General features: G+C 35.9%; 16 protein-coding genes. 13 read left to right on the plus strand and 3 right to left on the minus strand.

Annotated elements, in window-relative coordinates; all coding sequences use genetic code 11:
• Positions 1 to 134: 134 nt before the first annotated feature.
• The gene (locus KO502_RS07030) at positions 135 to 734 is read right to left on the minus strand and encodes a nucleoside triphosphate pyrophosphatase (RefSeq protein WP_216021865.1); all 600 of its coding nucleotides are present in this window, start codon (positions 732 to 734) and stop codon (positions 135 to 137) included.
• Between the two features lie 241 nt (positions 735 to 975).
• Between KO502_RS07030 and yceD the strand changes: the two genes are divergently transcribed.
• From yceD to KO502_RS07095, 13 genes are all read left to right on the plus strand, one after another.
• Positions 976 to 1488, plus strand: a complete 513-nt coding sequence (gene yceD, locus KO502_RS07035) for a 23S rRNA accumulation protein YceD (RefSeq protein WP_216021866.1) — start codon at positions 976 to 978, stop codon at positions 1486 to 1488.
• A gap of 48 nt (positions 1489 to 1536) precedes the next feature.
• Entirely contained in the window at positions 1537 to 1707 is a 171-nt protein-coding gene (gene rpmF / locus KO502_RS07040; RefSeq protein ID WP_216021867.1) for a 50S ribosomal protein L32, read from the plus strand.
• A 42-nt stretch (positions 1708 to 1749) separates the two neighbouring features.
• Complete coding sequence (gene plsX / locus KO502_RS07045) at positions 1750 to 2799, plus strand: phosphate acyltransferase PlsX (RefSeq protein WP_216021868.1); 1050 nt, start codon at positions 1750 to 1752, stop codon at positions 2797 to 2799.
• Positions 2800 to 2975: 176 nt separating this feature from the next.
• Positions 2976 to 3914: an ACP S-malonyltransferase gene (fabD, locus tag KO502_RS07050; RefSeq protein WP_216021869.1), complete on the plus strand. Its 939-nt coding sequence runs from the start codon at positions 2976 to 2978 to the stop codon at positions 3912 to 3914.
• A 56-nt stretch (positions 3915 to 3970) separates the two neighbouring features.
• Positions 3971 to 4717, plus strand: coding sequence for a 3-oxoacyl-ACP reductase FabG (gene fabG / locus KO502_RS07055; protein ID WP_216021870.1), 747 nt, complete (start codon positions 3971 to 3973; stop codon positions 4715 to 4717).
• A gap of 159 nt (positions 4718 to 4876) precedes the next feature.
• Positions 4877 to 5110: an acyl carrier protein gene (acpP, locus tag KO502_RS07060; protein WP_011043112.1), complete on the plus strand. Its 234-nt coding sequence runs from the start codon at positions 4877 to 4879 to the stop codon at positions 5108 to 5110.
• 190 nt (positions 5111 to 5300) lie between these two features.
• Complete coding sequence (gene fabF, locus KO502_RS07065; RefSeq protein WP_216021871.1) at positions 5301 to 6539, plus strand: beta-ketoacyl-ACP synthase II; 1239 nt, start codon at positions 5301 to 5303, stop codon at positions 6537 to 6539.
• A gap of 178 nt (positions 6540 to 6717) precedes the next feature.
• Positions 6718 to 7524, plus strand: a complete 807-nt coding sequence (gene pabC / locus KO502_RS07070) for an aminodeoxychorismate lyase (RefSeq protein ID WP_216021872.1) — start codon at positions 6718 to 6720, stop codon at positions 7522 to 7524.
• Between the two features lie 42 nt (positions 7525 to 7566).
• Positions 7567 to 8574: an endolytic transglycosylase MltG gene (mltG, locus tag KO502_RS07075; RefSeq protein WP_216021873.1), complete on the plus strand. Its 1008-nt coding sequence runs from the start codon at positions 7567 to 7569 to the stop codon at positions 8572 to 8574.
• Positions 8575 to 8684: 110 nt separating this feature from the next.
• The gene (gene tmk, locus KO502_RS07080) at positions 8685 to 9323 is read left to right on the plus strand and encodes a dTMP kinase (RefSeq protein ID WP_216021874.1); all 639 of its coding nucleotides are present in this window, start codon (positions 8685 to 8687) and stop codon (positions 9321 to 9323) included.
• 7 nt (positions 9324 to 9330) lie between these two features.
• Complete coding sequence (locus KO502_RS07085) at positions 9331 to 10335, plus strand: DNA polymerase III subunit (protein WP_216021875.1); 1005 nt, start codon at positions 9331 to 9333, stop codon at positions 10333 to 10335.
• A 44-nt stretch (positions 10336 to 10379) separates the two neighbouring features.
• Positions 10380 to 10706, plus strand: a complete 327-nt coding sequence (locus KO502_RS07090; protein WP_216021876.1) for a PilZ domain-containing protein — start codon at positions 10380 to 10382, stop codon at positions 10704 to 10706.
• A 197-nt stretch (positions 10707 to 10903) separates the two neighbouring features.
• Positions 10904 to 11671, plus strand: a complete 768-nt coding sequence (locus KO502_RS07095) for a YchF/TatD family DNA exonuclease (RefSeq protein WP_216021877.1) — start codon at positions 10904 to 10906, stop codon at positions 11669 to 11671.
• A 158-nt stretch (positions 11672 to 11829) separates the two neighbouring features.
• On the opposite strand, the gene KO502_RS07100 is transcribed toward KO502_RS07095, so the two are convergent.
• Positions 11830 to 12525, minus strand: a complete 696-nt coding sequence (locus tag KO502_RS07100; protein ID WP_216021878.1) for a hypothetical protein — start codon at positions 12523 to 12525, stop codon at positions 11830 to 11832.
• 217 nt (positions 12526 to 12742) lie between these two features.
• Positions 12743 to 15163, minus strand: a complete 2421-nt coding sequence (gene fadE / locus KO502_RS07105) for an acyl-CoA dehydrogenase FadE (RefSeq protein WP_216021879.1) — start codon at positions 15161 to 15163, stop codon at positions 12743 to 12745.
• Positions 15164 to 15285 lie beyond the last annotated feature (122 nt).

Below are 15285 nucleotides of genomic sequence, written 5' to 3' on the forward strand. Positions count from 1 at the left end.
TTGGGAAGAAATTTAATCAGATTGGTATTAAATAGAATAATGCTATTAAAAGTATTGAAAAAAGCTATTCAAATAAAAGGTGCAAGCAAAAAGACTATTGTTTAGCACCTTTTTTTAATTACTATTTCTAATCGTTAAGACACTTTGCTTTGTTCGGCTAATACGTCAATGCCATGTATTTTTAAAAGCGCAACAAGTTTAATTAGCGGTAATCCTATTAAAGTATTTGGATCATCACCTTCGAGTTTATTAAATAAACAAATACCTAAACCTTCACTTTTAAAGCTGCCCGCGCAATTGTAAGGTTGCTCTGCGTTAAGGTAGTTCTCTATTTCCGTTAAACTTAGTTTATTAAAGTGGACAATAAAAGGTTCAACTAATGAAGCTGTTTTCTCTGTTTCACTGTCATAAACACATAAGCCCGTGTAAAAAGTGATACTCTTACCGCTAAATTTAGTTAATTGTTTTACACCGTTTTCAAAAGTATGAGGCTTACCTAAAATTTCACCCTCACATACTGCCACTTGATCTGAGCCGATAATTAAAGCATTCGCGTATTGTGTAGTAACCGCTTTTGCTTTTTCAATTGCAAGGCGCTCAACTAATGCTTGTGGGCTTTCAGTTAGTTTCGCTGTTTCATCAATATCAGGTTTTGCGCACTCAAAAGGGAGTTGTAGTTTTTCTAAAATAACTTTACGAAAAGGGGAGGTTGAACCAAGAACCAAAGTTTTCATGTTTATCCTTTTATTTAAGCTCAAATTATATTTGCGACGATCTAATTATGATCAATATATGATCTTTTAAAAAATAGATTAAGCCGTTATAATACTCAGACTTTATTTTGCCAGCGATTGACAAAGAAATATCTAATAATTCATTAATTAGTAGTATTATTGCATCTATCTGAAGTTTTTAAACAAAATAGTGCAATTTTCTTTTGACACTTGGCTGCAGGGACTATATTATGCGCGCCTTATGCAGAATCTTAAACTTCCAATAACAATTAATCCATCCCGTAGTGCACAGCGTAGACTTGTGTGTGAAGGCGTGTGTAAATTGTCGGATATGACTCGACTGCTTGCTGAGTGCGAAAGCAGAAGCGAGCATGTTCAAGTTAGTGTTAAGTTTGATGTTGATGAACGTGGTTTGACAGTAATGTCTGGCACAGCATCGACATTAGTTGCATTAACTTGTCAGCGGTGTAACGAAAGTTTTGATCAGTTACTTGAAGTAGAGTTTGCTTTTAGTCCTGCCAAAAATGAGGAAGCAGCTGAAAAAATTCCGTCATATTATGACGTAGTAGAGTTAGATGAAAATGGCGAAGTAAATTTACGTGATTTAGTGGAAGAAGAGTTAATACTCACCATTCCTTTAATCCCGCGGCATAAAATTCAAGATTGTTCAGCTGATGCTGATTCAGTTTGGGGTGAATTGCCAGAAGAAGTTGAAAAACCAAATCCATTTGATGTATTAAAACAATTTAAATAGTTAAAAAGCATTATGCCTTTTAACTTACAACCGACTTAGGAGTAACTCATGGCAGTTCAAAAAAGCAAAAAGTCTCGTTCAAGACGTGGCATGCGCCGTTCACATGATGCAATAACACCAGAAAACTTATCAGTAGATCCAGTATCAGGTGAAACGCATCGTCGTCACCACGTAACTGCTGATGGCTTTTACAAAGGCGTTAAAGTAATCGCTAGCTAAGCGGTTACTTCGCTATATAAAAATAGTTTAGGCTTATCTCGTTTGAGCTTAAATAGTAATCTAACCATAGCGTTAGATGTTATGGGGGGCGATCAAGGCCCCTTTATAACAATTTCTTCTGCAATAATGGCAATTAAAAAATGGCCTAACTTGCACCTAATCTTATGTGGTGATGAAGACATCATTACAGATATTCTAATTCGTTTAAAAATCCCCAAAGATAAATTAGTCACACACACACAGCTAACTATTTTTCCGACAACTGAAATAGTAAATATGTCGGACAAACCTATTGTCGCCCTAAGAAATAAAAAAGATTCATCAATGCGTAAAGCGCTTGATCTTGTTCATGATGGACGGGCACAGGCTTGTGTCAGTGCCGGTAATACCGGAGCACTATTGTCTATTGCTCATTTCGTTCTTAAGAATATACCTGGAGTAGAGCGCCCAGCATTAATTTCTTCATTACCGACCCACGATAAAGAAAAACATGTATTTATGTTAGATTTAGGCGCTAATGTATTTTGTGACTCTCACGTGTTATATCAATTTGGTCTCATGGGATCTGTTATGGCGGAGCAGGTCGATGGTATTGAAAAGCCACGAATTGCTTTACTGAATATGGGTGAAGAAGATATTAAAGGCAGTGATCATATTAAATTAGCGGCTGTTGAATTAAGCGAAGATAAAGATATTAATTATGTCGGGTTTATCGAAGGTTGTGATATTTTCTCTAATAAAGCTGATGTTATTGTTTGTGATGGCTTTGTAGGTAATGTAGCGTTAAAAACCTGTGAAGGTGTCGCCAGATTAGTTTATCAAAAATCTAAAACAGCCTTTAGTGCAAGTTTATTAGCTAAATTATTTGGCTCGTTAATCAAACCGAGCTTTAAAAGGTTGTTTAAAACCATGAACCCTGATCAGTACAATGGTGCCAGTTTAATTGGTTTACGCGGTATTGTCGTAAAAAGTCATGGTAATGCAAACTCTCAAGCGTTTTTGGCGGCGATAGAAGAAGCAATAAAAGAAGTTGAAAGACAAGTACCCGAGAAAATTAAAAGCTCAATAGAGTTTGGTCTAGCGAATAAGTAAAGAAACTTATTCTTATAAACTTTGTCATCAAAAACGATATAAGAATAAATTACGTAAACAACAAAACTATGGCAAAAATAACTAGTGAAATGTTAAGCACTAAACTCTGCCAGCATCGATAAATAAAAATTAAGTTATACAAACCTTTATTAACAAAAACTAAATAGAGTATTAATATGCAACATAAATTAGCATTCGTTTTCCCAGGGCAAGGTTCGCAAACCGTAGCTATGCTTAGTGACTTTGCAGAAAATAGTATTGTACAAACTACTTTTGCAGAAGCGTCAAAAGCATTAGGTTATGATTTATGGCAATTGGTCGCAGAAGGACCCGCTGAAAAATTGAATCAAACAAACTTTACTCAACCGGCATTATTAACTGCGAGTGTCGCATTATGGCGTGTTTGGCAAGATGAATCTGATGTTATTCCAGATGTAATGGCGGGTCATAGTTTAGGTGAGTATTCTGCATTAGTTTGTGCCGGTGTAATATCATTGAGCGATGCAGTTGTCTTAGTGGAAAAACGCGGTGAGTTTATGCAAGCCTGCGTTCCAGCTGGTGTTGGCGCTATGGCTGCAGTTATTGGTTTAGAAGACACAGCTATTATTAATGCTTGTGAGCAAGCTAAAGAATCTCAAGTTGTATCAGCTGTTAACTTTAACTCGCCAGGTCAAGTCGTTATTGCAGGCCATAAAGAAGCAGTTGAAAGAGCAGGTGAACTATGTAAAACCGCAGGGGCAAAGCGTGTTTTACCATTACCAGTAAGTGTTCCATCTCATTGCGCTCTAATGAGCGATGCAGCAACCAAGTTAGCTGTAGAGCTTGATAATATTACATTTAATGTACCATTAATTGATGTTGTTAATAATGTTGATGTCGCAAGTGAATCAACACCAGAAGCAATTAAGTCGGCATTAGTAAAACAATTATATTCGCCAGTTCGTTGGAGTGAAACTATTAGCCAATTAGCCGCTGATGGAATCGAAAAAGTTATAGAAGTAGGCCCAGGTAAAGTTTTACAAGGCTTAAACAAACGTATAGATAAGTCGTTAAGTAGTACAAGCTTTAATACGCTTGACTCATTACAACAAACAAAAGATTTAATTAACGGTTAATTAACCCTTTTGTTTGGCTATAGATCGTAAATAAAATAAAAAGAGTAGGTAATAATATGTTTTCTTTAGAAGGTAAAATAGCTTTAGTTACAGGCGCAAGCCGTGGTATTGGTAAAGCAATTGCTACACAATTACAAGCCTTAGGAGCTACAGTAATTGGCACAGCTACATCTGAAAATGGTGCTAACAACATTACTCAATACTTAACTGCTGATAATGGCAGTGGTATGGGCTTGGTATTAAATGTTACGAGTGATGAATCTATTGCTGATATGTTTACAGCAATTAAAGATGCGTACGGTTCTATTGATATTTTAGTAAATAATGCAGGTATCACTCGTGATAACCTATTCATGCGTATGAAAGACGATGAATGGACTGATATTATTGAAACTAACTTAACGTCAGTGTTTAAAGTAAGTAAAGCGGCTGTTCGTCCTATGATGAAAAAGCGCACAGGTCGTATTATTAATATCGGCTCAGTTGTTGGCACTATGGGTAACGCAGGTCAAGTAAACTATGCAACAGCCAAAGCAGGCTTATTAGGTTTTACCAAAGCGTTAGCGCGCGAAGTTGCTTCTCGTGGTATTACGGTAAATACTGTTGCACCAGGCTTTATAGATACTGATATGACGCAAACGTTAACGGATGAGCAGAAAGAAGGAATTTTTTCACAAGTACCAGCTAACCGTTTAGGTAAACCAGAAGAAATTGCGAGTACTGTAGCGTTTTTAGCTTCTGATGCTGCGGCTTATGTTACCGGTGAAACTATCCATGTTAATGGTGGTATGTATATGGTGTAAGCCTCTATTTTTAAGGCTTGCATTGTTTTTTAATGATATTTTCAATTGCATAACAGGTTTGACCAGTTTAAAAAAGTGAATTAGATGCTTGCATGGCAGGCTATTGCCGAATACACTACACGCAATTTGAAAAACTGTACTTTCAGTAAAGGAAATAAAATGAGTAATATCGAAGAACGCGTAAAAAAAATCACAGTTGAACAACTAGGTGTTAGTGAAGCAGAAGTTAAAATTGATTCATCATTTGTTGATGATTTAGGTGCTGACTCACTAGATACAGTTGAATTAGTTATGGCGTTAGAAGAAGAATTTGATACTGAAATTCCTGACGAAGAAGCAGAAAAAATCACTACTGTTCAAGCAGCTATTGATTACGTTACTGCTAACCAGTAATTGTTATTAAGTTTGATTAAATCAAACTTAAAAAAATAATAAAAGCGGTATACTTTATTACAAGTGACCGCTTTTTTTTTATGTCTACGTTGACGATATTACCTAATACAAAATAGAGCCGATATTAATTCGAGATCTGCATTAGGTTCATATTCGGTCATATAATTATACTTTCGGAGACCGCGCTGTTATGAGACGTGTAGTAGTTACAGGTATGGGCATGATAAGTCCATTAGCCAACACAGCAGAAGAAACATGGCAAAATTTGCTACTTGGTAAAAGTGGCATAGGTAATATTGAGCATTTTGATACTACGGATTACCCAACAAAATTTGCAGGTTTAGTGAAAGACTTTGACGCACAAAATTATATGGAACGAAAAGAAGCCAAAAAAATGGATCTTTTTATTCAATATGGCATTGCGGCAGGTATTCAAGCGTTTAATGACTCTGGTCTTGAAGTTAGTGAGCAAAATGCACCTCGTATAGGGGTTGCTATTGGCTCTGGTATTGGCGGTTTAGGTTTGATTGAAGAAAATCATACTAAATTGTTAAATACAGGCGGTAACCCGCGTAAATTATCTCCATTTTTTGTACCATCAACGATCATCAACATGATTGCCGGTCATTTATCAATTATGTGTGGCTTACAAGGGCCTAATATTGCTATTACTACTGCTTGTACTAGTGGTGTTCATAACATAGGTCACGCTGCACGTATGATCGCTTATGGTGATGCTGACGCAATGGTTGCTGGTGGTGCTGAAAAAGCGTCAACTACGTTAGGTATGGGCGGTTTTGGTGCGGCACGTGCCTTATCGCGTCGTAACGATGATCCACAAGCTGCATCTCGTCCTTGGGATAAAGACCGTGATGGTTTTGTATTAGGTGATGGTGCTGGGGTTATTGTTGTTGAGGAATATGAGCACGCTAAAGCACGTGGTGCTAAAATTTATGCTGAGCTTGTTGGTTTTGGTATGAGCGGTGATGCTTATCACATGACATCACCACCAGAAAATGGCGATGGCGCGGCGCGTGCTATGCAAAATGCTATAAACGACGCTAAAGTTGATATCAGTAAAATTGGTTACATCAATGCACATGGTACTTCAACTAACGCCGGTGATATTGCTGAAACAAATGCTGTTAAATCTGTTTTTGGTGAGCAAGCTTATAATGTACTTATGGGCTCAACTAAATCAATGACGGGTCATTTATTAGGTGCTGCAGGTTCAATAGAAGCTATTTTTAGTATTCAAGCATTAGTGAATAACCAAGTACCGCCAACCATTAATTTAGATAATCCAGGCGAAGGCTGTGATTTGGATTATATTGCTGGTTCAGCACGTGATATTGAACTTGACTATGTACTTTGTAACTCATTTGGTTTTGGTGGCACAAACGGCTCATTGATCTTTAAGAAAGTTTAATCTGTCAGAGTTAACAATCGTAATAATGTCGATTGAAATCTGGTTATTTAAATGACTTGTAAAAGTCAGAGTAAGCCTGAATACTAACCTTAATACATAAGGAAGTCTTCAGGCTTTTTTATATCATTAATTTTTAATAATTAAACGCTCTTTAAATATATTACTATAGTGATACGACATGAAATTTTGCTCTATAAATGGTCAACAACAAACTAAAATAGCAATTAATGATAGAGGATTATCTTACGGCGATGGTTTATTTACCACCGCTAAAATTGCTGCGGGTAAAGTCATGTTATTAGCAAAGCATGTTGAGCGTTTAATTGATGGTTGCCAGAAATTAAAGATCCCCCTGCCAGATGATGTAAATTTAACACAAGAGTTAAGCCAAGTTGCCCAACCTTATGCTAGCGCTGTTTTAAAAGTAATGATCACCGCAGGAAGTGGCGGACGAGGTTATTCAAGACTTGGATTGAAAGATAACGCGACGAATATAATTATTACAGTAACTGACTTTCCGACAAATTATGCTGAAATTGCTCGCACTGGCATTAATATGGGTAATAGCGAACAACAACTTGCCTCAAGTAGTATGCTTGGTGGTATTAAACACTTAAATAGGCTTGAACAAGTATTATTAAAAGCTGAAGTTGATGAGCGCAGTGAAGACGATCTTATCGTGACTAACGTGTTAGGTAATGTCGTTGAAGCGATAAGCTCGAATGTATTTTATTGGCTAGATGGACAATTATATACCCCTGAAATTTCGACATCAGGTGTAAATGGTATTATCAGACAAGTGATTATTGAAAAAAATCCTCAGATCAACATAGTTAAAACTAAACTTTCTGAGCTTAAACAAGTACAAAGCATGTTTATTTGTAATGCGTTAATGGGCATAATACCTGTCAAAACCTATAATGAGCAGCAATTAAATCTTACGCCTGTTATTATGCTACAACAAGAAATGAAAGGTTTGCTTTAAGTTTATTACCTTCAATATTTATTATCACCTAAAGGAATTTGTGTGTTAAAAAAACTGCTTCTTATCACTTTACTGATATTGATTGCTGCATTTACTACCCTAAGTTATCAATTTAATAATGCACTTAACCAACCTTTAACTATTAATGAGAGCGGTTTTATTAGTGTAAAACCAGGTAGTTCTATTGGCACCTTGGCTAATCAATTAATAGATAAAAAATGGCTTGATACGCCTTTATGGTTAAAAGTTTATGGTCGATTATTTCCTGAAAAAACAAAAATAAAAGCAGGAACATATTTAATTCCTAAAAGCACCAACTTAAAAGATTTATTAATACAACTTGTTGATGGCAAAGAACATCAGTTTTCGGTAACTTTAATTGAAGGTACACGTTTTAAAGATGCATTAGCTATACTTGCCGCTCATCCGCATATTAAACAAACCATTGAAGATGATACTATGAGTCAAATAGCGGCTAAAGTAGGTATTGAAGCTGAAAATCCAGAAGGGTGGTTATTTCCCGACACATATGCTTTTACTGCAGATACGCAAGATATAACCTTGCTTAAACGTGCTTACAGTAATATGCGGTCAAAATTAACTAAGTTATGGGATAGTCGAGCAGAAAACTTACCCTATAAAACGCCATACCAAGCGCTTATTATGGCTTCTATTATTGAAAAAGAAACCAGTTATATTGCAGAGCAACCGCTTATTTCTTCAGTTTTTGTTAACCGTTTAAATAAAAGAATGCGTTTACAAACCGATCCCACAGTTATTTATGGTTTAGGCGAGCGTTATCAAGGTGATATAACCAGTGCTCATTTACGCGAGAAAACCGCATATAACACCTATAGAATAAATGGCTTACCGCCAACACCTATTGCTATGGCAGGTTTGTCATCACTTGAGGCAACCTTAAATCCAGCGATAAGTGATTATTTTTATTTTGTAAGTGGCGGTAATGGTAAGCATGTTTTTAGTAAAACACTCAGCGAACACAATCGTGCCGTTCGTGCTTATTTAAAGCAACAAAAATTAAATAAATAAAGAAAGTAACAACAGTAAAAATAGAAAATATGACGATGAAAATCGATTTTAACAATTTTACTTAACTTATTTTATCATCAAACAAATCGATTAAAGGTTGAAATTCAAATATGTCTATAGGAAAGTTTATTGTTATAGAAGGCATGGAAGGTGCGGGTAAGTCATCTGCAATTACTGTTATTGAAAAAATGCTAAATGAGCAGGGAATCGAATATATTAATACCCGCGAGCCAGGAGGCACGCCATTAGCGGAGATGCTACGCGATATGGTAAAATCGGTTAGTCAGGAAGAGAAATTGACCGTAGAAACTGAGTTATTATTAATGTATGCCAGTCGTAGTCAATTACTGGCAAATAAAATATTGCCAGCGCTCGCTGCAGGAAAATGGGTCATTGGAGATCGTCATGATTTAAGCTCGCGTGCCTACCAAGGTGGTGGTCGAGGCTTTGATGAAAACACCATGAATACGATTCGAGAAATAACTTTAAAAGGCTTTGTTCCTGATTTAACACTCTATTTAGATATTGACCCTCATATTGGTTTATCTCGCGCTAAAGCCAGAGGCGACTTAGACAGAATTGAGTTAGAACAAATGGACTTTTTTATTAGAGTTCATAATAAATACCGTGAATTAGCTGCGCAAGATGAATCAATCATTACAGTTGACGCCGCACAAAGTATGGCGCAAGTTCACCAAGATATAAAAAATTCAGTGTTAGCTTTTATCACAAAAATGTCGTTAAAGTAGGAAGGCTATGTTACACATTTGCGATGAGAAACAAAATCAGCTGAGTAGACAATATCAACAAGGTATTTTAGCGCATGCTATTTTGATTCAAGGCACTGCAGGCTCAGGCACTGATAATTTAGCCCAATGGCTAATTAATTTATTAGTGTGTCAAACGCCAGCTTACTTTGATAGCGCAAAAAAAAATGATGCTAATGTTGCATATAAAGCTAGCGTTGCGTGCGGGCAATGTAAATCTTGCTTGTTGCGAGAAAGTGGTAATTACCCTGATCATTTATTATTAACAAGTGAAAATAAAACGTTAGGCGTAGATGATATTCGACGTGGTAACGCTTTTCTAGAAAAAACAGCACAACTTGGTAAGAATAAAACAATTCTAATACCACAAGCACAACTCATGACCGTTGCTGCCGCGAATGCATTATTAAAAACCCTGGAAGAGCCAAGTGACAATAGTTATATTGTATTGATTACTGAAGATATCGACAGTTTATTACCTACAATAGTAAGTCGGTGTGCGGTTTTTTCAATCAGGCCTAAGCTGGGCAATGAGCTGCTTGCACAACTTAATCATTTAGAGAATAAACCGAAAGGACAAGCAGACTCGATTAATAGTGATTTTAATGAAAACGCTTTTGTTAATGTATCACAATTGCCAGAGCTTACAGATACCGCTCTATTTGATACATTTGTATTTTTTAAGCAAACCTTTTTAGATTATTTATATACAGGCAAAAATGAAGATAAACTACTTGCTCTGTTAACTGATAATCAACATGGCGTACGTTGGCTAGAAAAAATAATTGTTAATCTTGTAAGGCAAAATGCTCTTGTCGGTGAAAATGCAATATTTGATAAAAATAGCGATAAGCAAATAACGGCGCAGGTATTTAATCAGTTATATCAAACTATCATCGATAGTAATAAACTGCTAAAATCATATACTCAAACAAATAGACAATTTGTTGGTGAGCAGTTAGTTATGATGATTAACAAAATTGTTAGACCATAAGTTTTTACGCTTTATATTATATTGAGCAATTGAAGGAGAGACACTTGATCCCATTAAATGTAGAGTTTCATACCGAGCGAGATTTGTACCTTGCTTTTATGCCTTTCCTAAAAGAAGGTGGTGTTTTTGTTAGAACACCTCGCCAGTATGATTTAGGCGATGAGGTTGAATTACATATCTTATTACCTGATGCTTTAGAAGACTCAATTGTACATGGTGAAGTGTCTTGGTTAACTCCTGCTGGAGCTCAAAATGGTACACCACCAGGTATAGGTGTAATGTTTATCAAAGATCCCGAAAAAGTACGTCATCAAATGGAGCAAATTCTTGCTCGCCATTTAAACTCGTCAGAGCCAACACTGACAATGTAAATGATTTGCTAGTAGCCTTAACATTTGAACAAAAAATTATTAAGCGCTGTTAGCAATATTACTTTATTATTTTAGCACAATTGTTAACATCTATATTTACGCCTCTTTTAACCTAATATTTTAACTATTTACCTGTATTAAATATATAAATTAAAACTGAGCCTTGATAAATCCCAAATAAGAATAGGAGCTTCTCGTTGTTTATAGATTCTCACTGCCATTTAGACAGACTTAATTTATCTCTTCATGACAATAACTTAGATAATGTTATCAAGAGCGCAACTGATGCAAAAGTAGATAAACTACTTTGCGTTAGTGTTACTTTAGCAGACTTTCCTAATATGGCAGAGCAAACGGCTAAATATGATAATGTACTGCTTACTTGTGGGGCTCATCCTTTAAATCAAGAAGATGAGATAATACCGGAACAATTACTCACATTAAGTGATAATGAACGAGTGATTGCCATTGGTGAGACAGGTTTGGATTATCATTACGCACCTGAAACAAAAGCCCTTCAGTTAGATTCATTTAAAAAGCATATTAAGGTTGCTAAACAATTGAATAAACCATTGATTATTCATACACGTGAAGCTCAGGAAGATACCTTAGCATTGTTACGCAGTGAAGGCGCGTCAGAAGTAGGGGGGATTTTACATTGCTTTACTGAAAGCTGGGATATGGCTGAGCAAGCAATAGCGTTAGGCTTTTATATTTCATTTTCTGGCATTGTTACTTTTAAAAATGCGACAGCGTTAAGAGAAGTCGCAGCCTTAGTACCAGATGATAAGTTTTTAATTGAAACAGACTCACCTTATTTAGCGCCGGTACCGCATCGCGGTAAAGAAAACCAACCTGCGTATGTTGCTGAAGTTGCAAAACATTTGGCAAGTATAAGAGGTCAATCCGTGGAAGAAATTGCTAGGCTTTCAAGCGATAATTTTAATCGTTTATTTAACCTTTAATTCCCGTCATAAAACATGAATACTTGAATTTAAAATGCCTAATATTATTATTTTAATATTAGGCATTAAACTACTTAGACGGTATTAATAACTTAGTAGTATTGAAAGTTAAATACTTATTAAATACCTATATCTTTAGTTTACCCACTTTCAACCTCTTATTTGATAGCAAGAATCCAGGCAATAACTCTTCGAGTAGTTTGTTCAATTAATGACGTATCTATATTTGCTTGGTAGGCAAGTTGTCCATATTGAAGTTGTGAAAAAACCGTATACATAATTCTAGCATCTAGATCCGGGGTTACTTTATTGAAGAAGCCACAAAGTTGTTCATAAGGAACCATTTGGGCTAATTCATGCTCTTGCACCAATAAGCGTACCTCGGGTGAGGTTTGCGTTTCAGTTAACATAAGTTGCTCCACTGCAAGTGAGATAGCATGGTGTTTAATATTATCAATTAAATGGGCGGTAGCCATTTCAGTTAATAAATTACAAAGCTCCTCTTTAACAACAACTTTTTTTAATTCTTTTTTAGGGATATTGGTAATGGCTATAAAGCTCGCTTCTAAAATCGAGTCTGTTCGGGTTAAAATTTTATCAGAATTTAATTTGAAAGCTTGTAGAATAAGATCTTGAATATCTTTGAAGTAATAAGTAGTTAAAGAAAGCTGCAATTGCGCATGACTAGCAATAGCTCGATGGGTTGTGCCTTTTATGCCGCTAAGAGCTAAAATTTCTATAGCAGAAAGTAAAATCTTTTCTCGTGTTTTTTCACCTTTAGTACGGCGCTTTATCGGCGTGATTTTTTGTTCTTTAGTCAATTCAATTGGCATTGTATTAGTTTCAATCATCATTAAGATCCATTAGTCCATTAGCATCATATTTACTAAATGTTAACATAAATTTTAGTGAGTGATAATATTAAAAACCAGTTATTGCCCTTATTAATTTGATAACTTTATGTGTTAGCAAGCTAAACAGTAAAATATGTCTTTATAAGGGCAATTATTAGTGTGCTTAGTTCCTTTATTCTAAGTGAATTTATATGGTCATTTAATGCTTAGTACTAAGCTAACTAACCGCTGATAACGATGTACTATCAAAGTCATCAACAGAAATTACCCATTTACGACCTTTTTCAGCCGTGATTAATAACTCGGCTTCTGCTGATGATATTATCTTTTCAGCTAATGCTTTTTCAGCTAAAAGATCTAATTGATAAAATGGAAATTTTTTGCCTAAAAGCTTACAAACTTTGTCATAAACAGGTTCACAATTAATAATATCTTCAAGGGTTTGTTCTAATCGACCAAAAATATTTTTACCATCTCGTGTTAAGTATTGTCCTTGTCCTAAACGCGTACGGGTAGGGCATGGTTTTTGTAGTAATCTTGCCACTTTATGCGCAGTTTCATCACTTGGTTTACTTAACCAAGTGCCAAGTGGAAAAATAATTGCTCTTAAAACGGTAGCAATTGTTTTATTTGGAAAATTATAAATCAATTCATCTATGGCATGCTGCATATTATAAAGACAATCTTCTAAGGCAAATTGCACAACTGGAAAATCATCTATTTTTCTCCCTTCATCATCGTAACGTTTAAGTGTAGCACTAGCTAAATAAAGATTACTTAACACATCACCTAATCGTGCAGATATGCGTTCTTTTCTTTTTAAATCAGCACCAAGCGTTATCATCGCGATATCAGACATCATTGCTAAATTAGCACTAAAACGACTAAGTAACTGATAATAACGATGGGTTTCATCATTATATGGACTACTGATGAAGCGAGAGCCGGTAATAGAACACCATAAACTACGACTAATGTTACTGATACTAAACCCAATATGTCCAAAAAGTGCATGATCAAAGTCATGAAGTGCTTTCTCATTATCAGGGTTGTTTGCCGCAGCTAACTCAGCTAAAACATATGGATGACAACGAATGGCACCTTGACCGTAAATAATCATACTGCGAGTTAAGATATTTGCACCTTCAACGGTTACTGCAATTGGTGCTCCTTGATATCCTCTAGCAAGGTAGTTATTTGGGCCCATACAGATACCTTTACCACCATGAATATCCATAGCATCTATTATCGATGAACGCATTTTTTCTGTCAGATGATATTTAGAGATAGCTGATATCACTGATGGTTTTTCACCAAGGTCGATAGCGCCAGTTGACATAGTTGTCACTGCATCCATCAAATAAGCATTTGCGCCAATACGTGCTAACGGCTCTTCAATGCCTTCCATCTTACCGATAGGTAATTTGAACTGACGTCTGATTCGACTATAAGCACCTGTTGCTAAGGCGGTTGTTTTAATTCCACCTGCGCTATTTGAAGGTAGTGTAATAGCCCTACCTACCGAAAGACATTCAACTAACATTCTCCAACCTTGTCCCGCCATCTCAGCGCCACCAATAATAAAGTCAAGTGGTACGAATACCTCATCACCTTGAGTAGGACCATTTTGAAAAGGTACATTTAATGGAAAATGTCTTCTACCAATAGTGATGTTAGGTAAATTCGTAGGAATTAACGCACAAGTAATTCCTAAGTCTTCTTTATCAGAAAGTAACTTGTCTGGATCTTGTAATTTAAAAGCTAAACCTAATACCGTAGCGATAGGAGCAAGAGTGATATAACGCTTATCCCAGGTTAATTTCATCCCTAGTACTTCTTTACCTTCAAACTCACCATGACAAATAATGCCATAATCAGGAATAGAACCAGCATCAGAGCCAGCTTCTGGGCTTGTTAACGCGAAACAAGGGATTTCTTCCCCTGTAGCTAGACGCGGAAGGTAGTGCTCTTGTTGTTCTTTGGTACCATATTCTTGTAGCAATTCACCAGGTCCTAACGAGTTAGGTACGCCTACGGTACTTGCCAACACAGAGCTTGCCCCAGTCAATTTTTGTAAAACTCGAGATTGAGCGTAAGCTGAAAATTCTAAACCGCCATATTGCTTTTTGATGATCATTGCGAAGAATTTATTTTCTTTTAGAAAAGTCCAAATTTCTGGCGGCAAATCAGCAATTTCATGGGTTATGTGCCAATCATCAACCATGGCACAGACTTCTTCAACAGGACCGTCTAAAAAGGCTTGCTCTTGTGAACTTAAACGAGGGCGAGGGTAGTTATGTAGTTTGTGCCAATCAGGATCGCCACGAAACAAGTCAGCATCAAACCAAGTAGTTCCTGCATCTATTGCTTCTTGCTCAGTAGTTGACATGGTTGGCATTATTTTTTTAAAAATAGCCAATAACGGCATACTAATAAATTGTTGACGTATACTGTCAATATTTAAAGGTAAAGCGATAACAGCAAAAAGTAGCCAAGAAACAATCCCGATAATATTAAATAATGAGCCTAAGATCATTAACGTGATAAAACTTAAAGTGTAGCTTGATAATGAAGCTCTTTTGTAGCTCATAAACCAAGTTAATGATATTGCGATTAGTAACCAAATAATTATATCCATAAGCCTTCCTTTTTATATTGCAAATTACTCGATAAAAAGTAATTGAATTTAAAATAATTTTTACTGAATGGTATACTCTATTTATAGAGTATATTGTTAATTTAGCCAAGCACATTTTATAC

This window comes from Colwellia sp. E2M01 (assembly GCF_018860585.1).
GTDB lineage: Bacteria > Pseudomonadota > Gammaproteobacteria > Enterobacterales > Alteromonadaceae > Colwellia.